Raw genomic sequence first — 18959 nt, 5'->3', positions numbered from 1 at the left:
CTTTCGCGGACAATGCGTGGATGGTATCACCGGCCCCCCTCCAGCCCCGATGAAAGCGACCGCCGGACGCCCGCCGGGTCAGGTGCGGATCATCGCCGGCCGCCTGCGCGGCTCGAAGCTGCCGGTCGCCGACCGGCCGGGCCTGCGCCCGACCGCCGACCGCGTCCGCGAGACCCTGTTCAACTGGCTGCAGCCGGCGCCGCGCGGTCTGCGCGTGCTCGACCTGTTCGCCGGCACCGGCGCCCTCGGTTTCGAGGCCGCCTCGCGCGGTGCCGCCGAGGTCGTGCTGGTCGAGGCCGACGCCGGCCTCGCCGCGGACCTGCGCACGCAGGCGCAGCGGCTGAGGATCGACGATGTCGTGACGGTGCACGCCGCCGATGCGCTGGCCTGGCTGCGCACGCAGCCGCCGCGGTCCTTCGACCTGGTCTTCCTCGACCCGCCGTTCGCGGCCGGGCTCTGGGCCGAGGCAGCGGCGGCACTGGCACCGTGGCTGCCGCCGCGTGCCTGGATCTACGTCGAGGCACCGGTCGGCGTGGAACCGGTGCTGCCGGTCGCCTGGCACGATCACCGCCGCGGCGCGACCCGAGACGTCGCCTACGCGCTGTTCCGGACAGGCGACGGAACCGCCGGCTGAACGGGCTGGTACACTGCGGCCCTGCCGAGCGAGACCCCGCCGCGGATGAGTCCAGTGCAAAAGCGTGTCGCGATCTACCCGGGCACCTTCGACCCGATCACCAACGGTCACATCGACCTGGTCGCGCGGGCGACCTCGCTGTTCGAGCGCATCGTCGTCGGTGTGGCCGCGAGCCCGGGCAAGGGTCCGGCGCTGCCGCTCGAGGAACGGGTGGCGCTGGCGCAGGAAGCGCTGAAGGAATTCCCGAACGTCGAGGTCCGCGGCTTCCATTCGCTGCTCGCCCACTTCGTCAACGAGGTCGGCGCCGGGGTGCTGCTGCGTGGCCTGCGCGCGGTGTCGGACTTCGAATACGAGTTCCAGCTGGCGAGCATGAACCGGCACCTGATCCCCGACGTCGAGACCCTGTTCCTGACGCCGGCCGAACAGCACAGCTTCATTTCCTCGAGCCTGGTCCGGGAGGTCGCCCGCCTCGGCGGCGACGTGTCCGGGTTCGTTCATCCGGCGGTCGCCGCCGCGTTGTCCTCGCGCTGGAAGCGCACCTGAGAAAATCCGGAGGTAACCGAAGATGAAACGCGTGCTGATCCTGTTCGCCCTGCTGGCCCCGATGGTCCTGACCACTGCCTGCAAGAAGGAGGAGCCGGTGCAGACCGAGCGGCAGCGCCTGACGGCGCCGTCCGACCCGCGCGACGACAACGCGTGGAAGGCCTACCTCGGCCAGGAGATCAACGCCAACCGCGCCGGCGTCACCGACAACGTGTACTCGTACTACCTGGGCATGGACAGCGACGTCCTGACCCCGGAGGACGAGGCCGCCGACAAGCGCACCAAGTACCAGCGCATGGTCGAGCAGGTGAACATCGTCGTGCTGCGCACCGTGCTGCCGGGCAACATGCTCGCCTTCGGTTCGCCGGACAGCAGCAAGATGGCCGACCTGATCGTCGCCGCCTTCCAGGGCGCCGAGCCGAACGCGCTGAAGGGCTCGAAAGTCCTGTTCATCGGCGCCGCCGCCGACAACGACCGGGTGAAAGCCGCGGTCGAGGCCGCCGGCGCCAATTACGTGTTCGTCGAAGCGAAGTGATCCGTGGCAGCGCCCGGCCCCGCGCGGGCCGGGCGTGCGCCGGATGCGGCGGCCGCGGGGAAAGAAGATGTCGCTGCTGATCACCAACGTCTGCATCAACTGCGACGTCTGCGCGCCCGCCTGTCCGAACGACGCGATCAGCCAGGGCGAGTTCATCTACGAGATCGAGCCGCGCCGCTGCACCGAATGCGTCGGCCATCACGAGGAGCCGCAATGCGTCGTCGTCTGTCCGGTCGAATGCATCATCCCCGACCCGCAGCGGCCGGAATCGCGCGCGGCGCTGCAACTGAAGTACGCGGCCCTGATGGCCGAGAAGGGCGCGGCATGAACCTGCGGGCGCTGTTCGCCACCTGGCTGCTCGTGCTCGCGGCGCCGCTGCAGGCGCTGTCGCCGCCGCCCGGTCCGCCGGCGGCCGGTGCCGAGGTCGCGGTCGCGGTCGCCCGGCCGCTGCGTCCCGCGCCCGGCGAACACCCGGCGCAGCCGGCGATCGCCAGTGCCAATGCCTACGCCACCGACGCCGGCATGGAAGTGCTGGCGGCCGGCGGCAATGCCTTCGATGCGGCGATCGCGGTCAGTGCCGTGCTCGGCCTGGTCGAACCGGAGAGTTCCGGCCTCGGTGGTGGCGGCTTCCTGCTGTTGCACGTGGCAGCCGACGACCGCGACGTCTTCGTCGACGCCCGCGAACGCGCGCCGCTGGCCGCGCAGCGCGACATGTTCCTCGGCGCCGACGGCGAGGCGGTGCCGCGGCGCTCGATCGACGGTGCGCTGGCCGCGGCGATCCCCGGCATGCCGGCGGCACTGGACCACGTCGCGCGGCACTACGGCCGGCTGCCGCTCGCGCGCTCGCTGGCGCCGGCGATCCGCCTGGCCCGCGAAGGCTGGCGCTTCGGCCCGAAGAACCACGCGATGATCGGTTTCCGCCGCGACGTGCTGGCGCGCAGTCCCGCCGCCGCCGCACTGTTCCTGCGCGACGGCGACGTACCGGCCCCCGGCACGCTGATGCGCAACGAGGATTACGCGCGCACGCTCGAGGCGCTCGCCGCCGACGGCGCCGCCGGCTTCTACCGCGGCGACTTCGCGGCCCGGCTCGTCGCCGGTGTGCGCGCCGCCGGCGGCATCTGGAGCGAACGCGACCTCGCCGAATACGCGGTGATCGAACGCGAGCCGATCCGCATCCGCCACCGCGGCTTCGAGATCGTCACCGCGCCGCCGCCGTCGTCCGGCGGCATCACGCTGGCGGCGATCCTCAACATCCTCGACGGCTACGACCTGCCGGCGCTGGCCGAGGCCGACCGCATCCACCTCACCGTCGAGGCGATGCGCCGCGCCGCCCGCGACCGTGCGACCCGGATGGGCGATCCCGATTTCGTCGATGTGCCGGTGCGTCTGCTGACCAGCCCCGATTACGCCGCCGGCCTGCGCGCCGGCATCCATCCGCAGCGGGCGACGCCGAGCGAACTGCTGCCGGGCGTCGATCCCGGCCGGGGCCGGCCCGACACCAGCCATTTCTCGATCATCGACGCCGAGGGCAACCTGGCGGCGGTGACGCAGACGGTGAACCTGCCGTATGGCAATGCGCTGGTCGTGCCGGGCACCGGCTTCCTGCTCAACAACGAGATGGACGATTTCTCGGTGAAGCCCGGCGTGCCGAACGCCTTCGGCCTGGTCGGCGACGAGGCCAATGCGGTCGCGCCCGGCAAGCGGCCGCTGTCGTCGATGACCCCGACCTTCCTGTTCGGCCCCGACCGCGTCGGCGTGCTCGGAACGCCCGGCGGCAGCCGCATCTCGACGATGGTGCTGATCGGGCTGCTGGCGATGATGGACGGGCAGGGCGCCCAGGCCGCGGTCGCAAGCCCGCGCTTCCACCACCAGTACCTGCCGGACCGGCTGCAGGTCGAGCCCGAGGCGTTGGGTCCGGCGGTGCGCGCCGACCTCGCGGCGCGTGGCCACACCGTCACGGTGGCCGCGGAGCCTTGGGGCAACATGCAGGCGGTGCTCTGGCGGCGCGACCTGGGTACGGTCGAGGCCGGTACCGACCCGCGCTGGCGCGGTGTCGGCAAGGCCAGCGCCGGCGACGCGACGATCTACCGCTGAAAGAGGCAGGCGAATGAAACTGTGGTCGGTGATGGGAAATTCGCAGCTGCTCGACGGCGGCGCGATGTTCGGCAACGCGCCGCGGGCGATGTGGGAGAAGTGGACGCCCCCGGATGAGCGCAACCGCATCCGCCTGGCCTGCCGCGGCCTGCTGGCGGCGCCGCTGAACGGCAAGACCGTGCTGTTCGAGACCGGCATCGGCGTCTTCTTCGAGCCGAAGCTGCGCGAGCGCTACGGCGTCGCCGAGGACCGGCACGTGCTGCTGGATTCGCTGGCGGAGGCCGGGTTCTCGCACGAGGACGTCGACGTCGTCGTGCTCAGCCACCTGCACTTCGACCACGCCGGCGGCCTGCTGGCGCCGTGGCGCGACGGCGGTGCCCCGGAACTGCTGTTCCCGAACGCGACCTACGTCGTCGGCGCCGACCACTGGCGTCGTGCCACCAGTCCGCATCCGCGCGACCGCGCCAGCTTCATCCCGGAACTGGCGCCGCTGCTGCAGGCCAGCGGCCGCCTGCAACTCGTCGAAGGCGAGCACTGCGCGGCGCTCGGCGACACCGTGCGCTTCCATTTCAGCGAAGGCCACACGCCGGGGCTGATGCTGGCCGAGATCTGCGGCGCTCCCGGAACCGACGGCCGCCCGCACGGCGGCCTGGTGTTCTGCGCCGACCTGATCCCCGGCCGCGCCTGGGTGCACGTGCCGATCACGATGGGCTACGACCGCTACCCGGAAATGCTGATCGACGAGAAGCGCGCCTTCCTCGAGGACAAGCTGGACCGCAACGTCCATCTGTTCTTCACCCACGATCCCGAATGCGCGCTCGCGGCGGTGACACGCGATGCCAAGGGCAGGTTCTCGACGACGCACGAGGTCGCCGCGCTGCGCGCCCGCGAAAGCCCCCTGTAGGAGCGGCTTCAGCCGCGATCCGGCTATCCGCGCGAAGCGCGCGCAGCGGTTACAGGAAGAGTGAGGTAGTTTCAGGATCGCGGCTGAAGCCGCTCCTACAGGCTGGAGGGTCCGATGAAGTTCAAGAGTCTGCTCGCGCTGTTCTTCGCCGCAATCGTCACCACCAACGCCGATGCGGCCGATTACGGTGCGGCGATGCCGGAGGGCGAGGCGATCGACATCGCCGTCGCCGCCACCGATCCGGCCGCGCGCACCGGCGCGCCCGCGCTCTATCGTGGCCGCATCACCCAGGTCTGCCAGAAGGCCGGTTGCTGGGTCGTGCTCGAAAGCGACGGCCACAGCGCGCGGGTGATGGCGAAGGACCACGGCTTCGCGGTGCCGAAGGACGCCAGCGGCGAGGCGATCGCCTGGGGCGTGCTCGAGGTCGAGCCGATCAGCGAGGACCACGCCCGGCATCTGGTCGAGGACGACGGCGCCGCGGCCCCGGCGAGCGAGGAACTGCGCATCGTCGCCACCGCGATCCGCGTGCTCTGAACCATCGCCCCGGGAAGCCCTTCGATGATCACCCTGTTCTACGCCGCGCTCTGCACCCTGCTGGTCATCGCGCTCGCGCTGCGGGTGATCGTCGCCCGCCTGCGCCTGCGCATCGGCATCGGTGACGGCGGCAATCCGGTACTGCAGAAGCGCATCCGCGTGCACGCCAACGCGATCGAGTACCTGCCGCTGGCCCTGCTGCTGCTCGGCGGCATGGAGCTCAACGGCTACGAGGACGCGGTGATCCACGTGTTCGGCTGCACGCTGTTCATCTCGCGCCTGCTGCACGCCTGGGGACTGAGTCGCAGCTCCGCCGCCAGCCCCGGCCGCTTCCTCGGCACCGCGCTGACCCTGCTGCTGATGGTCGCGATGTCGGGATTCGCGATCTACGGCTACCTGCACCAGCCGGCCGTCCTCGACACCCCCGTCTACGGCTGACCCCCGCCTCTGTAGGAGCGGCTTCAGCCGCGATGCCCTGCCCGGATGTAGGAGCGGCTTCAGCCGCGATGCCCTGCCCGGATGTAGGAGCGGCTTCAGCCGCGATGCTTCCGGCCGGAAAAGCATCGCGGCTGAAGCCGCTCCTACAATGTGGATCGGGGGCGGGGGCGCTCAGCGCGGCGGGGCGAGGAGTTCGCGGCGGCTGAGGAAGCCGTCGCCGTCGCTGTCCTGGCGCCGGAACTGCCGCTCGAAGCGCGCGTGGTGATCGGCGAGCGTGATCGCGCGGGCGTTCGGCACGTGCTGTTCTTCCGGCTGCAGCACGCCGTCGCCGTTGTTGTCGCGCTGGGTGAAGGCCCAGCTCATCTTCTCGAGGAATTCCGGCAGCGACACGCGGCCGTCGCCGTCGGTGTCGACGCGCGCGAACCAGTCGTCTTCCTGCGCCGCGGCGCCGCCGGCGGCGAACGCCAGCACGAGGGCGAGGGCGAATGGACGCAGCGTGGCTTCAGTGCGCATGGACGGTGATCTCCTCGCGGTCGTGGTAGAGCTGCTTCGCGCGCAGCGTCAACGGCCGGCCGGCGTGATCGACGAAATGCTGCAGGCAGTCGCGGGTCTCGTCCCAGCGCTTCTTCATCGGCAGCTTCAGGTTGAACACCGCGCGCTTGCACCAGCCTTCGCGGAACCAGGTGGCCATGCGGTCGGCGACCTTGCGCGGCGACTCGACCATGTCGCAGACCATCCAGTCGAGCGGCTTCGGCGGCGTCCAGCGGAAGCCGTCGGCGCGCACGTGTTCGATGATGCCGGTGTCGAGCGCGCTCTGCGCGAGCGGGCCGTTGTCGATCGCGAACACGCGCACGTGCCGCTTCGCCAGCACCCAGCTCCAGCCACCGGGCGCGGCGCCGAGATCGGCGGCGCTCATGCCGGGCAACAGCCACTGCTCGCGCTCCGCCGGCGTCAGCAGCGTGAGCAGCGCCTCTTCCAGCTTCAGCGCGCTGCGGCTCGGCGCGTCGGCATGCGCGCGCAGGCGCGGCACGCCGAGCGGCCAGGGCGAGGCGTCGCCGGGGTCGGCGCTGGCGAGCAGGCAATGGTCGCCGTCGAGCAGCAGCACGTGCAGGCGCGGCAGCCGCGGATCCTCGCGCTCGCTGAGCAGGCCGCGCTGGCGCAGCGCCGGGCGCAGGGCATTGCCGAGGGCGCGCGCGAGCCCGGCGAGCGGCTTGCCGGCGTCGGAATCGGGATGTTCGACCCAGACGTCGCCGTGGCGGCCGCGGCCGCCGAGCGCGTCCATGATCGGCGCGATGCGGTCCTTCGGATCCATGCCGGCGACTTCCGCCAGCAGGCGCAGCTTCTGGCGCGCGAAGATCAGCGTCGACCAGGGCAGGGCGCGCGCCAGCGCCGCCGGATCGTCGACGCCGAGGAAGCGCACGAAGCCGCTGCCGCGGTCGGTGCGCGCGTAGCCGGGGAAGCCCGCGGCGGCCGCGCGCTCGGCGAACTCGGCCGCCAGCTCCGGCTCGAAGCCGGCGCGGCAGTAGCCCAGCAGGCCTTCAGTAGACAAGGCCGTCCCGGCCGTAGTCGCGCAGCACGTCGCGGGCGTGGTCGCGCATCAGCCCTTCCTGCACGGCGATGCCGCGGCGCTCGAGTTCGCCGCGCCAGTCGGCGGGCAGCGGGCCCTCGTCGAAGCCGGCGAGGGTCTGCACGTCGTCGGCGGTCGCGGCGATCAGCAGTTCGTCGATGCCGGCCCAGATCGACGCGCCGTAGCACATCGAACAGGGCTGCGCCGACGTCGCCAGCGTGATGCGGCCGCCGGCGAGGTTCATGCGGAAGTTCTGCAGGCGCTGCTGGCTGGTCGCGATCGCCATGATCTCGGCGTGCGCGGCCGAGCAGTTGTGCGGGACGACGCGGTTGACGCCGACGCCGACGAGGCGGTCGTCGCGGAACACCGCGGCGCCGAACGGGCCGCCGCTGCGGTGCTCGACGTTGCGGCGCGAGAGCTGGATCGCCAGCGCGATCTTGTCGTCCGGCGCCGGATAGGCGCGCTGCTCGTCGACGTCCTCGTGGATCCAGGCCGGCAGCGTCAGGTGCAGTTGCGCATGGATCACCTCAGCCTCCCTTCGTCGCCCAGGTGTCGCGCAGGGTGACGGTGCGGTTGAAGACCGGCGCGCCGGCCGCGTGGTCGCGGCGGTCGGCGGTGAAATAGCCGAGCCGCTCGAACTGCAGGTTCTGCTCGGCCTCGACGACCGCCGCCGCCGGCTCGACCCAGCCGCGCACGACGCGCACCGAATCCGGATTCAGGTAGTCGCGGTAGCTGTGGCCTTCCTCGTCGCGGTCGGGATCGGCGACGGTGAACAGGCGGTCGTACAGGCGCACCTCGGCGGCGACCGCATCGGCGGCCGACACCCAGTGGATCGTGCCCTTCACCTTGCGGTCGGCGCCCGGCATGCCGGCGCGGCTTTCCGGATCCAGGGTGCAGCGGAGCGCGGTGACGGTATCGCCGTCCTTCAGCACCTCGACGCAGCGCACGATGCCGACGCCGCGCAACCGCACTTCGCCGCCCGGCACGAGGCGGTGGAAGCCCTTCGGCGGCACTTCCATGAAATCCTCGCGTTCGATCCAGACCTCGCGCGAGAACGGCACCTCGCGCTCGCCGAAGGACGGATCCTTCGGATGATTGGCGAAGCGCAGCGTCTCGCGGTGGCCGGCCGGCAGGTTGTCGATCACCAGCTTCAGCGGATCGAGCACCGCCATGCGCCGCGGCGCGGCGGCGTCCATGACCTCGCGGATGCAGCCCTCGAGCACGCCGTAGTCGATCAGCGAATTCTGCTTGCTGATGCCGACGCGGTCGGCGAACAGGCGCAGCGCCGCCGGCGGCGTGCCGCGCCGGCGCAGGCCCTGCAGGGTCGGCATGCGTGGGTCGTCCCAGCCGGCGACCAGGCCGTCGTTCACCAGCGCCAGCAGCTTGCGCTTGCTCATCACCGTGTAGTTGATGTTCAGGCGCGAGAACTCGATCTGCCGCGGCTTGCCGGCGGGCACTCCGAACCCGGCGGCGACCAGCGGCGCATACAGCTCCGGATCCGCGGCGAAGTCGACATGGTCGACGCACCAGTCGTACAGCGGCCGGTGGTCCTCGAATTCCAGCGTGCACAGCGAATGGGTGATGCCCTCGAGCGCGTCACTGAGCGCGTGCGCGAAGTCGTACATCGGATAGATCGGCCAGGCGTCGCCGGTGTTCTGGTGCTCGACGTGCTTGATCCGGTACAGCGCCGGGTCGCGCAGGTTGATGTTGCCGCTGGCCATGTCGATCTTCGCGCGCAGGGTGCGGGCACCGTCCGGGAACTCGCCGGCGCGCATGCGCTGGAACAGCTCGAGGTTCTCCTCGACGCTGCGGTCGCGGAACGGCGAGTCGCGGCCGGGTTCGGTCAGGGTGCCGCGGAATTCCCGCACCTGTTCGGCGCTGAGGTCGCAGACGTAGGCCTTGCCGAGCCGGATCAGCTTCAGCGCCGCGCGGTAGAACACCTCGAAATAGTCGGACGCATGGCGCAGCTCGGCCCAGTCGAAGCCGAGCCAGCGCACGTCCTCCTTGATCGCCTCGACGTACTCCGGGTCTTCCTTCGCGGGATTGGTGTCGTCGAAGCGCAGGTTCACGAGGCCGGCGAACTCGCGGCCGATGCCGAAGTTCAGGCAGATCGACTTGGCGTGGCCGATGTGCAGGTAACCGTTGGGCTCGGGCGGGAAGCGGGTACGGATGCGGGCATGCCGCCCGGCCGCGAGGTCGTCGCGGATGATCTGGCGGATGAAGTCGTTCTTCTCCGGCGGGCTGGCGGGGCTTGCTGCGGACATGCGCACGGGGGATCTGCGGTGGGGTCGGGAAGTTTACCGGCAGCGGCCCTGCCCGAGGTTAGAATCGCCGGACAGGGGATGGAAGTTTTTCGGGGAGCGGGTACGCATGCAGCGCACCGGTCGGATCATCTCTGCACTCGCCATCGTCCTGGTCGCCTGTCTGGGCCTGATCGGAGCCGGTGGTGCCATCGCCACGCCGGAGCGCCAGGGCGCGAGCGCGGACGCGGCGCCGCCCGTCTCGCTGCCGTTCGACCTCGCGATCCTGGAGGCGCCACTGGGCACGCCGCTGCCCGAGATCACCAGTGGCCGCGCCCGCCTCGGCTTCATCCCGCTGCTGAGCCCCGGCGCCCGCCTCGATGCGCATCCCGACAAGGCCGTCTGGGCGCGCCTGCGCACCCGGCTGCCGCCCGGGCCGTCCGAGCGCTGGCAGATCGACATCGTGCGGGTGCCGCTGAACGTCGTGCGCCTGCGCCTGCCCGACGGCAGCCTGGTGCTCGAGCGCACCTTCTACGAGGCTCCGGGCGAACGCGAGCCGTGGTCGTCGCAGTTCGAACTGCCGCTGCCACCGGGGCTCTCCGGCGAGATCGAGCTCTACCTGGAACTGGAAGGCGACGTCCGCGGCGGCCTGCACGTCAGCGTGCTGCCCGTGGCCGCCTCCGAGCGCGCCTCGGCGGGCGCGCGGGTCTACTTCCGCTCGGTCTACGGCCTGCTGCTGCTGGCCGCGGCGCTGGGGCTCGCCCGCCGCCTGCGCGAACCGTCCAGCGGCGCGCTGGCGGTCAGCGCCGCCGCGGTGGCCTCGTGGCTGGCCTGCCTGGGCATCAACGGCCATCTGTATTCGCTGCCCGAGGTCGCCCGGCTCGCGAACTTCGGTGCCACCGCGCCGATGGCGCTGCTGCTGCTGGCGGCCGGACCGCTGGTGCTGGCGACGGCACGCTATTCGGCGGTGGAACGCTCGGCGCCGTGGCTGTGGCCCTACGCGCGCGGCCTGGCCTGGTCGCTGATCGCCGCCGCACTCGCCAGCATGGTGCTCGTGTCGGGCACCGACGCCCGCCTGGTGCAGGTCGTCGCGACGGCCGGTTTCGCCGCGGCGATCCTCGTCAGCGCGCTGATGCTGCTGTGCGACTCGCGGGCGACCCGCTGGGCGCCCCTGGCGAGCCTGTCGATGCTGGTCGCGCTGTGGGTGCTGCGCGAGCTCTGCGACCGCCAGATCCTGCGGCCGACGCTGTTCTACCTGTACGGCTGGCAGCTGATGCTGGCCGCGACGATGGTGCTGCTGGTCGCCCTGCCGTGGATCCGCTCGGCGCTGCAGCGCTGGCAGGTCCGCCGGCGGGCGACACCGCCGGAGCCGAGCCCGGAAGAGAAGATCAAGCTCGCCCGCGAGCGCCTGCTGGCCTCGCTGCAGTCGGGGCTGAAGAACGCCGACGACGGCGACATGACCTGGATCGCGTTCCGCCGCCTGCTCGACGGCCTGAAGACGGTGTTGCCGCAGACCTCGGCGGCGGTGGTCGCGAACAACTTCCGCGGCGACGACCAGCTGCAGGTCGAGCCCAAGGAGGCCGAGCCGCGCTACCGGGAACTGCTGGCGCAGCGCGCGACCCTGCTGAAGAACATCAGCCGCCTGCGCGCGCCGCAGCAGATCTCGATCGACTTCGACGGCCCCGAGGGACCGCTCGACCAGGTGCAGCTGGCGGTGATCCCGCTGCCGGTGCCGAAGCCGGGCTGGGGCGCGCTGCTGGTCGAACGCGCGAAGGACGTCACCTACAGCGACGACGAACTCGACCTGTGCGCCGAGTTCGCCCAGGTCGCGATGCTCGCCGGCGAGGAGGCCGCGGCGGCGGTCAGCGCCCAGCGCACCGCCGAGACCGACCCCGACACCGGCCTGCTGCGCACCGAACCACTGCGCGCGCATCTGCAGAAGCGCATCGATGCGACCCGGCAGCGGCAGAAACCCCTGTCGGTGCTCGCGGTGCTGCTGGACCAGGCCGATTCCCTGCGTGCCGCCGGCGGCGCCGACGCGCTGGCCGCGGCGCTGCGCCCGGTCGCCGAACTGCTGCGCGACGAGATCGACTACGGCGACCTGGTCGGACGCGGCGGCGACGACGGCTTCGTGGTGATCGCCGAGAACCGCCGCCTGATCGAGGCCCGCGACTACGCCGAACGGCTGCGCGTCGCGATGACGCGGCTGCCGATCGACCCGAAGATCGCGCCGATGCTGTCGATCAGCATCGGCGTCGCCCAGCTCGGCGACGACCGCGATCCGGTGATCCTGCTGCAGCGGGCCGACCGTGCCGCGCAGATCGCGCGCCGCAACGGCGGCAACCAGGTGTTCAGCTGATGCCCGGTTTCGCCCATCTGATCCGCACCGTTCCCGACTTCCCGACGCCCGGCGTCCAGTTCCGCGACATCGCGCCGCTGCTCGCCGACGGCCGCGGTTTCGCGGCGGCGGTCGCCGCGCTGGCGGAGCCGTGGCGCGGCGCCGGCCTCGTCGCCGTCGCCGGGATCGAGGCGCGCGGTTTCATCCTCGGCGCCGCGGTCGCGCGCGAGCTCGCCATCGGCTTCGTGCCGCTGCGCAAGCCCGGCAAGCTCCCCGGCGTGCTGCGTGAGGTCGAATACGCGCTCGAATACGGCAGCGATCGCCTGCAGGTGCAGGCCGACGCGCTTCCGCAAGCTGCGCCGGTGTTGCTGCTCGACGACGTGCTGGCGACCGGCGGCACGCTCGATGCGGCGGCGCGGCTGCTGGAAACCGGCCTGGGCGCGCGGATCGCCGGGGCGACCGTGCTGCTGGAGATCGCCGCGCTCGGAGGTCGTGCCCGCTGGCACCGGTCGGCGCCGCTGCACGCGGTGCTGCAGGTCTGAGCGCCGGCGTCGGCGCGCGACCTCAGCGGCCGCGGATCTCCAGCGAACAGACGTAGACCAGCTCGCAGGCACCGTCGCCGCTGTCCTCGCGGGTCAGCGAACTGCGCCAGCGGTAGCCGTCGTCGCCGTTGAGCTGCACCAGCAGGCCGGTGACGATCACCTCGTCGTCCTCCGCCACCCGCGCCAGCGAGCGTGCGACCTCGTCGTTCGACGGAATCATGTGCATGTTGGCGCTGGAGCGGACGATCTCCGGAAGCGGGATCGGCGGCCCCTCGGGCCCCCACTGGTAGCGGTACCAGCGGCCGCCCTGGCTGACCCGCAGCGGCCGGTACACGGCCGGATCGGCCATCCGACCCCAGCCGAGCGCCAGATCGGTCGGCGACCAGCGGGCGCCGGCGTCGTGGCGGTAGTCCTCGCGGCCCAGCACCCGCGCCTGCACGTGGAAGGCGGCGAGCGGCGTCACCTCGGCGGGACCGAGCCGGAAAGCGCCGAAACCGGCCGGCAGGTCGATCTGCCCGGGATTGCCGGGACCGCGTTCGACCCGGCAGGCGACCGGGCCGCCGCCCTCGTCGGTGGCGACCAGCGCCGCGGCATGATCCTTCCGCGCGAACCAGAAGAAGGCGATGGTGCAGACCGCCAGCGCGGCGAACAGGTGGCGGTTGTTCATGGCGTCCCTCCCGACGATTCCGCGACGATCGGTGGCGTCGATGCCAGCAGGCCGGGCGGCAGGTCACGCAGCACCGCCGCGAGCTTGCGCAGGAAGTCGCCGCTGGCCGAACTGCGCCGCCAGACCATCGCCAGCTGCCGGCTCGGCGGCTCGCCGCGGAAGCGGACCAGATGGATCGCCTCCGACGGCGCCACCGGCGGCTGCACCGCCAGCGCCGGCAGCAGGGTCGCGCCGACCCCGGCGGCGACCATCTGCCGCAGCGTTTCCAGACTGGTCGCGCGGAAGCCCTCCTGCTCGCCGGCGCCGGCCAGGGCGCAGACCTCGAGCGCCTGGTCGCGCAGGCAGTGGCCTTCCTCGAGCAGCAGCAGCGGCTGGTCGTCGAGGTCGTGCAGGGACAGGTCGTCGCGATCCGCCAGCGGGTGTCCCTGCGGTACCGCGAGCAGGAAGGGTTCCGCGAACAGCGGTTCGATTTCCAGCCAGTCCTCGTGCAACGGCAAAGCCAGCACCGCGGCGTCGAGCCGGCCTTCGCGCAGCTGCTGCAGCAGCGGCTCGGTCTTCTCCTCGACCAGCAGCAGCTGCAGGCGCGGGAAGCGCAGGCGCAGCTTGCCGACCACGTGCGGCAGCAGATAGGGCGCCAGCGTCGGGAACAGGCCGAGGCGGATCGTGCCGGCCTCGGGGTCGGCGGTGCGGCGGGCGGTCTCGCGCATCTGCTCGACCTCGGCCAGCACCCGGCGGGCGCGCCGGGCGATGTCCTCGCCGGCCGCGGTCAGCATCACCTGCCGCGGCGCCCGCTCGACGAGGGAGACGCCGAGCTCGTCCTCGAGCTTGCGGATCTGCGTCGACAGGGTCGGCTGGCTGACGTGCGAGGCTTCCGCAGCGCGACCGAAGTGCAGGTGGTCGGCGAGGGCGACGAGGTAACGCAGGTCGCGCAGGTTCATCGGCAGGCCTCGGGCAGGGCGTTGTGATATACTGCGCCTATCGAGCCGATCAAATCAATTGCCTTTACCTTCAGGGATGGGGCTGCCAACATTCGCCTCGTCCAGCCACCCACCAACCATGAGGAATCGACCCATGTCGTTGATCAACACCCAGATCCCCGCCTTCAAGGCCCAGGCTTTCCACAACGGCAAGTTCGTCGAAGTCAGCGATGCCTCGATGAAGGGCAAGTGGTCGGTCGTCGTGTTCATGCCGGCCGCCTTCACCTTCAACTGCCCGACCGAGGTCGAGGACGCGGCCGCGAACTACGCCGAGTTCCAGAAGATGGGCGCCGAGGTCTACATCGTCACCACCGACACCCACTTCTCGCACAAGGTGTGGCACGAGACCTCGCCGGCCGTCGGCAAGGCGCAGTTCCCGCTGGTCGGCGACCCGACCCACCAGCTGACGAAGGCGTTCGGCGTGCACATCGACGAGGAAGGCCTGGCCCTGCGCGGCACCTTCATCATCAACCCGGAAGGCGTGATCAAGACGCTGGAAATCCACGACAACGCGATCGCCCGCGACATGTCCGAGACCCTGCGCAAGCTGAAGGCCGCGCAGTACGTCGCCGCGCATCCGGGTGAGGTCTGCCCGGCGAAGTGGAAGGAAGGCGCCAAGACCATCGCGCCGTCGCTGGACCTGGTCGGCAAGATCTGACCCGACCACGCTGAACCGTCCCGCTCCCGGTACGCCGGGAGCGGGGCTTGCCGGAGCCGCCGGGGCGGCGTCTGCGGCAAGCCCCTCCCGAACTCCCCATCCGATCTCCTCCGGAGGTTTCGCCATGCTCGATCAGAACCTCGTCACGCAGTTGCAGGCCTATCTGCAGAAGCTGCAGCAGCCGATCGAACTCGTCGCGTCGCTCGACGACCGCGACGCGTCGCGCGAGCTGTGGGCGCTGCTGCAGCAGATCGACGGCCTGTCCGACCTGATCACGCTGCGCCGCGACGACGATGCGCATCCGCGCCGGCCGTCGTTCGCGATCGTCCGCGCCGGCACCGACGTGCAGGTGCGTTTCGCCGGCATCCCGATGGGCCATGAATTCACCTCGCTGGTGCTGGCCCTGTTGCAGGTCGGCGGGCATCCGTCGCGCGAATCCCAGGAGCTGCTCGAGCAGGTGCGCGGGCTCGAGGGCGACTTCGGCTTCGAGACCTATTTCTCGCTGTCCTGCCAGAACTGCCCGGACGTCGTGCAGGCGCTGAACCTGATGGCGGTGCTGAACCCGAACATCCGCCACGTCGCGATCGACGGCGCGCTGTTCCAGGAAGAGGTCGAGGCGCGTCAGGTGATGGCGGTGCCGACCGTCTACCTCAACGGCGAAGTTTTCGGCTCCGGCCGCATGGGCCTGGAAGAGATCCTGGCCAAGCTCGACACCGGCGCCGCCGCGCGCGCGGCGGACAGGCTGCGCGAGAAGGCGCCGTTCGACGTGCTCGTGGTCGGCGGTGGCCCGGCCGGCGCCGCGGCGGCGATCTACGCCGCGCGCAAGGGCATCCGCACCGGCGTCGCCGCCGAGCGTTTCGGCGGCCAGGTGCTCGACACGATGGCGATCGAGAATTTCACCTCGGTGCCCTACACCGAAGGTCCGAAGCTCGCCGCCGACCTCGAGCGCCACGTGCGCGAGTACGACGTCGACATCATGAACCTGCAGCGGGCGGCGAAGCTGATCCCGGCCGGCGACGACGGCCTGGTCGGCGTCGAGATGGAGAACGGCGCCGTGCTGAAGTCGCGCAGCGTCGTGCTCGCGACCGGTGCCCGCTGGCGCCAGCTCGGCGTGCCCGGCGAGGCCGACTATCGCAACAAGGGCGTGGCCTACTGCCCACACTGCGACGGCCCCCTGTTCAAGGGCAAGCGCGTCGCGGTGATCGGCGGCGGCAACTCCGGTGTCGAGGCGGCGATCGACCTCGCCGGCATCGTCGCCCACGTCACCCTGATCGAGTTCGACGGCAAGCTGCGCGCCGACGAGGTGCTGCAGCGCAAGCTGCGCAGCCTGCCGAACGTGGACGTCGTGGTGTCGGCGCGCACCACCGAGGTGCTCGGCGACGGCCAGAAGGTCATCGGCCTGCTGTACGAGGACCGCGGCACCGGCAAGGTCGAGAGCCTGGCCCTGGAGGGCGTGTTCGTGCAGATCGGCCTGCTGCCGAACACCGAGTGGCTGAAGGGCACGGTCGAGCTGTCGCCGCGCGGCGAAATCGTGATCGACGAGCGTGGCGCCACCAATGTCCCCGGCGTCTTCGCCGCCGGTGACGCCACCACGGTGCCGTACAAGCAGATCATCATCGCGATGGGTGCCGGCTCGACGGCGGCGCTGTCGGCTTTCGATCACCTGATCAGGAGCACCTGAAGGCGAGAAACGAGCAACGAGAAACCCGTAGGAGCGGCTTCAGCCGCGATCACTCCCCCCTCTTTCCGCGCCCGCCGGGCACGGGCGCACCCACTCGTTTCCCGTTCCTCGTTTCTCGTTCCTCGTTTCTCGTTTCTGTCTTTCCCCGCCGTATCATCCCGCATCCCGACCACCCGGAGCGTCAGATGAACACGGCAACCGCGCCGACGCCGGCCGCGAGCGACATCGAGCGGCTGTTCGCGGCGATCCCCGAACGCAATACCGGCGACTGCCTGCTGCGCACGATGCAGCAGCACCACGTGCAGTTGTCGAACATGGCCGACAACAAGGCCAACATCGTCATCACGATGTCGTCGATCGTGCTGACGATGGTGCTGGGCCGGCTCGACGACCCGACCCTGCGCTTCGCGTCGATCACCCTGACCTGCTTCACGATGCTGGCGCTGCTGCTGGCGGTGCTGGCGGTGCTGCCGAAATACCGGCCGCTGCGGCTGCCGAGTCCGGACGCGGCGATCCCGCCGCAGTTCAACGTGCTGTTCTTCGGCCACTTCGCCGAGCTGCCGCGCGAGCGTTTCCTCAGCGAGATCGCCGGCGCGATGAAGTCCGACGGCTCGGTCTACGAGACGATGGCGCGCGACACCTATGCCCTCGGCTGGTACCTCGCCCACCACAAGTACCGGTACCTGCGCCTGTCCTACCTGTTCTTCCTCGGCGGCTTCGTGCTGGCGGTGTTCGTGCAGGTCACCTCGCTGCTGCTGCGCTGATGACGACGGTCGCCGCCGCGCTGCGCGAGGGCGCCGCCCGGCTTCCGGGCGGCGAGGCGCGGCTGGAAGCGGAGCTCCTGCTCGCCCATGCGCTGGCGCGGCCGCGCAGCTGGCTCTACGCGCACGCCGACGATGCCCTCGCCGCCGAAGATGCCGTGCGCTACACCGCGCTGCTGCAGCGCCGCGCCGCCGGCGAGCCGGTGGCGATGGTCACCGGCCGGCGCGGTTTCTGGACCCTCGACCTCGAGGTCGGTGCCGACACCCTCGTGCCGCGTGCCGATACCGAACGCCTGGTCGAACTGGCGCTGGAACGCCTGCCCGCCGACGGCGCGCCCGCCGTGCTGGATCTCGGCACCGGCACCGGCGCGATCGCGCTGGCGATCGCCCGCGAACGGCCGCGGGCGCGGGTGACCGCGGTCGACGCCAGTGCCGGCGCGCTGGCGGTCGCCGCCCGCAACGCCGCCGCACTCGGACTGCCGCTGCGGCTGCTGCACGGCGACTGGTTCGCACCGGTGGCCGGCGAACGCTTCGCGCTGGTCGCCAGCAATCCGCCCTACCTGGCCGAGGACGACCCGCACCTGCAGGAGGGCGACCTGCGCTTCGAGCCGCGCTCGGCGCTGGCCAGCGGCGAGGAAGGTCTCGCCGACCTGCGCACGATCATCGCCGCGGCGCCGGCCCATCTCGAGCCCGGCGGCTGGCTGCTGGTCGAACACGGCTGGACGCAAGCGGCGGCGGTGCGAGGGTTGTTCGCCGCGGCCGGGTTCACCGCCGTCGAAACCGCACAGGACCTCGAGGGGCGCGACCGCGTCGGCCTCGGCCGCTGGAAGGCCTAGGGCTCGGCCTTCGGTTCCCAGCGGAAGCGCGGCAGCATCCCGACCGCCTGGCGCAGCCCGTGCTGCCAGCGCGAGCGCAGTTCGGTGTAGAGCAGGGAATCGGCCTCGAGGCGCAGCGTCGGCTCCACCTTCAGCGCGTCCGCGCGCAGCAGGGCGAGGTCGAGCGGCATGCCGACGGAGATGTTCGAGCGCATCGTCGCGTCCAGCGAAAGCAGCGCGAGCCGCGCCGCATCCTCGAGCGGCAGGTCCGGGTGCGCGAGGCGGTCGAGGATCGGCTTGCCGTACTTGGTCTCGCCGATCTGCAGGTAGGGCGTTTCCGGCGAGGCCTGGATCGCGTTGCCGATCGAATAGAGCATGTACAGGCCCGGCGCTTCACCGGCGATCTGCCCGCCGAGCAGCAGGGTCGCGCCGAAGTCCGGGCCATCGGCCTCGGTCGAGTCCGCATTCTCCTCGTCGGGCGGCCGCAGCTGGCTCTGCGCGAGCACCTCGCCGACGTAGGCGACGACTTCGTGCAGGTGGGTGAAGCGACGCAGGTTGCGCCCGGCGCCGTCGTCGACGTCCGCGCGCAGGCGCGCGAGCGTCAGCTGGGTCGTCGCCAGGTTGCCCGCGCTCATGATCACGAACGCGCGTTCGCCCGGCCACTCGAACACGTGCAGCTTGCGGTGGACGCGGACGTTGTCGTGGCTCGCGTTCGTGCGGGTGTCCGCCGCGAACACCAGCCCCTCACCCGTCGCGATGCCCACGCAATACGTCATGTCCGAAGTCTCCCCACCCACCCGTGAACTCCGCGTCCCCTTCGTCCGGTTCCGCGCCGAAAGCGCTTCCGGACGACGGGGCGGATGGCGTGGGTGGCGGCGACGCGAGGGGCCGGTCGGGGACACGCATGAATACGTCCATGTAGCTCTTCGCGGACGTCCTGTCCGCGAAGGTCCCCGACCGGCCCCTCGCGCCGCGATCCGACATCGGGTCGCCGCCGCGCAGGGAGGCCCGTCGCCTGCAGAAGCTGGGGA

Annotated in this window: 21 protein-coding genes; 14 read left to right on the top strand and 7 right to left on the bottom strand. The window is 71.3% G+C overall.

The window, feature by feature from the left end:
* The first annotated feature begins 49 nt into the window (after positions 1-49).
* The 8 genes from rsmD (at position 50) to K311_RS0107070 (ending at position 5682) form a co-directional block, all read left to right on the top strand.
* Positions 50-634, top strand: a complete 585-nt coding sequence (rsmD, locus tag K311_RS0107105) for a 16S rRNA (guanine(966)-N(2))-methyltransferase RsmD (protein WP_026816728.1) — start codon at positions 50-52, stop codon at positions 632-634.
* 45 nt (positions 635-679) lie between these two features.
* The gene (gene coaD, locus K311_RS0107100; RefSeq protein WP_026816727.1) at positions 680-1177 is read left to right on the top strand and encodes a pantetheine-phosphate adenylyltransferase; all 498 of its coding nucleotides are present in this window, start codon (positions 680-682) and stop codon (positions 1175-1177) included.
* A 22-nt stretch (positions 1178-1199) separates the two neighbouring features.
* Positions 1200-1712: a hypothetical protein gene (locus tag K311_RS0107095; protein ID WP_026816726.1), complete on the top strand. Its 513-nt coding sequence runs from the start codon at positions 1200-1202 to the stop codon at positions 1710-1712.
* A gap of 67 nt (positions 1713-1779) precedes the next feature.
* Positions 1780-2040 (top strand): YfhL family 4Fe-4S dicluster ferredoxin, encoded by a 261-nt coding sequence (locus tag K311_RS0107090; RefSeq protein ID WP_026816725.1) that lies wholly within the window; start codon positions 1780-1782, stop codon positions 2038-2040.
* Positions 2037-3806, top strand: a complete 1770-nt coding sequence (ggt, locus tag K311_RS15895) for a gamma-glutamyltransferase (protein ID WP_081683333.1) — start codon at positions 2037-2039, stop codon at positions 3804-3806. Before K311_RS0107090 ends, ggt begins: the two co-directional genes overlap by 4 nt.
* Before the next feature lie 13 nt (positions 3807-3819).
* The gene (locus tag K311_RS0107080) at positions 3820-4710 is read left to right on the top strand and encodes an MBL fold metallo-hydrolase (protein WP_026816724.1); all 891 of its coding nucleotides are present in this window, start codon (positions 3820-3822) and stop codon (positions 4708-4710) included.
* A 114-nt stretch (positions 4711-4824) separates the two neighbouring features.
* Positions 4825-5244 carry a DUF4920 domain-containing protein gene (locus tag K311_RS17610; RefSeq protein ID WP_051239714.1) on the top strand — a complete coding sequence of 140 codons (420 nt, stop codon included), beginning with the start codon at positions 4825-4827 and terminating at the stop codon, positions 5242-5244.
* A 24-nt stretch (positions 5245-5268) separates the two neighbouring features.
* Positions 5269-5682 (top strand): MAPEG family protein, encoded by a 414-nt coding sequence (locus K311_RS0107070; RefSeq protein ID WP_026816723.1) that lies wholly within the window; start codon positions 5269-5271, stop codon positions 5680-5682.
* 171 nt (positions 5683-5853) lie between these two features.
* Here the strand turns inward: K311_RS0107070 and K311_RS0107065 are convergent, their stop codons facing one another.
* From K311_RS0107065 to K311_RS0107050, 4 genes are read right to left on the bottom strand one after another with little or no spacing between them, the layout of a single operon-like run.
* Positions 5854-6195, bottom strand: a complete 342-nt coding sequence (locus tag K311_RS0107065; RefSeq protein WP_026816722.1) for an EF-hand domain-containing protein — start codon at positions 6193-6195, stop codon at positions 5854-5856.
* Entirely contained in the window at positions 6185-7231 is a 1047-nt protein-coding gene (rlmM, locus tag K311_RS0107060) for a 23S rRNA (cytidine(2498)-2'-O)-methyltransferase RlmM (RefSeq protein WP_026816721.1), read from the bottom strand. The genes K311_RS0107065 and rlmM overlap by 11 nt, the downstream gene beginning before the upstream one ends.
* Entirely contained in the window at positions 7221-7775 is a 555-nt protein-coding gene (locus tag K311_RS0107055) for a nucleoside deaminase (RefSeq protein ID WP_026816720.1), read from the bottom strand. The genes rlmM and K311_RS0107055 overlap by 11 nt, the downstream gene beginning before the upstream one ends.
* 1 nt (position 7776) lies before the next feature.
* Positions 7777-9513: a glutamine--tRNA ligase/YqeY domain fusion protein gene (locus K311_RS0107050; RefSeq protein ID WP_026816719.1), complete on the bottom strand. Its 1737-nt coding sequence runs from the start codon at positions 9511-9513 to the stop codon at positions 7777-7779.
* A gap of 106 nt (positions 9514-9619) precedes the next feature.
* Here K311_RS0107050 and K311_RS0107045 point away from each other — a divergent pair, with 106 nt between their 5' ends.
* Both K311_RS0107045 and K311_RS0107040 read left to right on the top strand, forming a co-directional pair.
* Positions 9620-11848: a GGDEF domain-containing protein gene (locus tag K311_RS0107045; RefSeq protein WP_026816718.1), complete on the top strand. Its 2229-nt coding sequence runs from the start codon at positions 9620-9622 to the stop codon at positions 11846-11848.
* Complete coding sequence (locus K311_RS0107040; RefSeq protein WP_026816717.1) at positions 11848-12369, top strand: adenine phosphoribosyltransferase; 522 nt, start codon at positions 11848-11850, stop codon at positions 12367-12369. Before K311_RS0107045 ends, K311_RS0107040 begins: the two co-directional genes overlap by 1 nt.
* A gap of 22 nt (positions 12370-12391) precedes the next feature.
* Here K311_RS0107040 and K311_RS15885 read toward each other — a convergent pair whose 3' ends face one another.
* The gene (locus tag K311_RS15885) at positions 12392-13036 is read right to left on the bottom strand and encodes a hypothetical protein (RefSeq protein WP_051239712.1); all 645 of its coding nucleotides are present in this window, start codon (positions 13034-13036) and stop codon (positions 12392-12394) included.
* Positions 13033-13974, bottom strand: coding sequence for a LysR substrate-binding domain-containing protein (locus tag K311_RS0107030; RefSeq protein WP_026816716.1), 942 nt, complete (start codon positions 13972-13974; stop codon positions 13033-13035). Before K311_RS0107030 ends, K311_RS15885 begins: the two co-directional genes overlap by 4 nt.
* A 133-nt stretch (positions 13975-14107) precedes the next feature.
* On the opposite strand from K311_RS0107030, the gene ahpC reads away from it, so the two are divergent.
* The 4 genes from ahpC (at position 14108) to prmC (ending at position 17949) form a co-directional block, all read left to right on the top strand.
* Entirely contained in the window at positions 14108-14671 is a 564-nt protein-coding gene (ahpC, locus tag K311_RS0107025; RefSeq protein WP_026816715.1) for an alkyl hydroperoxide reductase subunit C, read from the top strand.
* A 124-nt stretch (positions 14672-14795) separates the two neighbouring features.
* Positions 14796-16352 (top strand): alkyl hydroperoxide reductase subunit F, encoded by a 1557-nt coding sequence (ahpF, locus tag K311_RS0107020; protein ID WP_026816714.1) that lies wholly within the window; start codon positions 14796-14798, stop codon positions 16350-16352.
* A gap of 185 nt (positions 16353-16537) precedes the next feature.
* Positions 16538-17116, top strand: a complete 579-nt coding sequence (locus K311_RS0107015) for a Pycsar system effector family protein (RefSeq protein ID WP_026816713.1) — start codon at positions 16538-16540, stop codon at positions 17114-17116.
* Positions 17116-17949, top strand: coding sequence for a peptide chain release factor N(5)-glutamine methyltransferase (prmC, locus tag K311_RS0107010; RefSeq protein ID WP_043797076.1), 834 nt, complete (start codon positions 17116-17118; stop codon positions 17947-17949). Before K311_RS0107015 ends, prmC begins: the two co-directional genes overlap by 1 nt.
* Here prmC and K311_RS0107005 read toward each other — a convergent pair.
* A complete protein-coding gene (locus K311_RS0107005; protein WP_026816711.1) occupies positions 17946-18704 on the bottom strand; it encodes a proteasome-type protease in 759 nt (252 codons plus the stop codon). The genes prmC and K311_RS0107005 overlap by 4 nt on opposite strands.
* Between the last annotated feature and the right edge of the window lie 255 nt (positions 18705-18959).

Origin of the sequence: Arenimonas composti TR7-09 = DSM 18010, assembly GCF_000426365.1 — a bacterium.
In the GTDB taxonomy this organism is placed as follows: Bacteria; Pseudomonadota; Gammaproteobacteria; order Xanthomonadales; family Xanthomonadaceae; genus Arenimonas; species Arenimonas composti.
This window is presented reverse-complemented; position numbering and strand designations above follow the sequence as displayed.

What these genes read in the sequence shown, in the direction of transcription:
- rsmD (WP_026816728.1), top strand. Translation starts at nt 50, where the DNA reads ATGAAAGCGACCGCCGGACGCCCGCCGGGTCAGGTGCGGATCATCGCC.
- coaD (WP_026816727.1), top strand. Translation starts at nt 680, where the DNA reads ATGAGTCCAGTGCAAAAGCGTGTCGCGATCTACCCGGGCACCTTCGAC.
- K311_RS0107095 (WP_026816726.1), top strand. Translation starts at nt 1,200, where the DNA reads ATGAAACGCGTGCTGATCCTGTTCGCCCTGCTGGCCCCGATGGTCCTG.
- K311_RS0107090 (WP_026816725.1), top strand. Translation starts at nt 1,780, where the DNA reads ATGTCGCTGCTGATCACCAACGTCTGCATCAACTGCGACGTCTGCGCG.
- ggt (WP_081683333.1), top strand. Translation starts at nt 2,037, where the DNA reads ATGAACCTGCGGGCGCTGTTCGCCACCTGGCTGCTCGTGCTCGCGGCG.
- K311_RS0107080 (WP_026816724.1), top strand. Translation starts at nt 3,820, where the DNA reads ATGAAACTGTGGTCGGTGATGGGAAATTCGCAGCTGCTCGACGGCGGC.
- K311_RS17610 (WP_051239714.1), top strand. Translation starts at nt 4,825, where the DNA reads ATGAAGTTCAAGAGTCTGCTCGCGCTGTTCTTCGCCGCAATCGTCACC.
- K311_RS0107070 (WP_026816723.1), top strand. Translation starts at nt 5,269, where the DNA reads ATGATCACCCTGTTCTACGCCGCGCTCTGCACCCTGCTGGTCATCGCG.
- K311_RS0107065 (WP_026816722.1), bottom strand. Translation starts at nt 6,195, where the DNA reads ATGCGCACTGAAGCCACGCTGCGTCCATTCGCCCTCGCCCTCGTGCTG.
- K311_RS0107050 (WP_026816719.1), bottom strand. Translation starts at nt 9,513, where the DNA reads ATGTCCGCAGCAAGCCCCGCCAGCCCGCCGGAGAAGAACGACTTCATC.
- K311_RS0107045 (WP_026816718.1), top strand. Translation starts at nt 9,620, where the DNA reads ATGCAGCGCACCGGTCGGATCATCTCTGCACTCGCCATCGTCCTGGTC.
- K311_RS0107040 (WP_026816717.1), top strand. Translation starts at nt 11,848, where the DNA reads ATGCCCGGTTTCGCCCATCTGATCCGCACCGTTCCCGACTTCCCGACG.
- K311_RS15885 (WP_051239712.1), bottom strand. Translation starts at nt 13,036, where the DNA reads ATGAACAACCGCCACCTGTTCGCCGCGCTGGCGGTCTGCACCATCGCC.
- K311_RS0107030 (WP_026816716.1), bottom strand. Translation starts at nt 13,974, where the DNA reads ATGAACCTGCGCGACCTGCGTTACCTCGTCGCCCTCGCCGACCACCTG.
- ahpC (WP_026816715.1), top strand. Translation starts at nt 14,108, where the DNA reads ATGTCGTTGATCAACACCCAGATCCCCGCCTTCAAGGCCCAGGCTTTC.
- ahpF (WP_026816714.1), top strand. Translation starts at nt 14,796, where the DNA reads ATGCTCGATCAGAACCTCGTCACGCAGTTGCAGGCCTATCTGCAGAAG.
- K311_RS0107015 (WP_026816713.1), top strand. Translation starts at nt 16,538, where the DNA reads ATGAACACGGCAACCGCGCCGACGCCGGCCGCGAGCGACATCGAGCGG.
- prmC (WP_043797076.1), top strand. Translation starts at nt 17,116, where the DNA reads ATGACGACGGTCGCCGCCGCGCTGCGCGAGGGCGCCGCCCGGCTTCCG.
- K311_RS0107005 (WP_026816711.1), bottom strand. Translation starts at nt 18,704, where the DNA reads ATGACGTATTGCGTGGGCATCGCGACGGGTGAGGGGCTGGTGTTCGCG.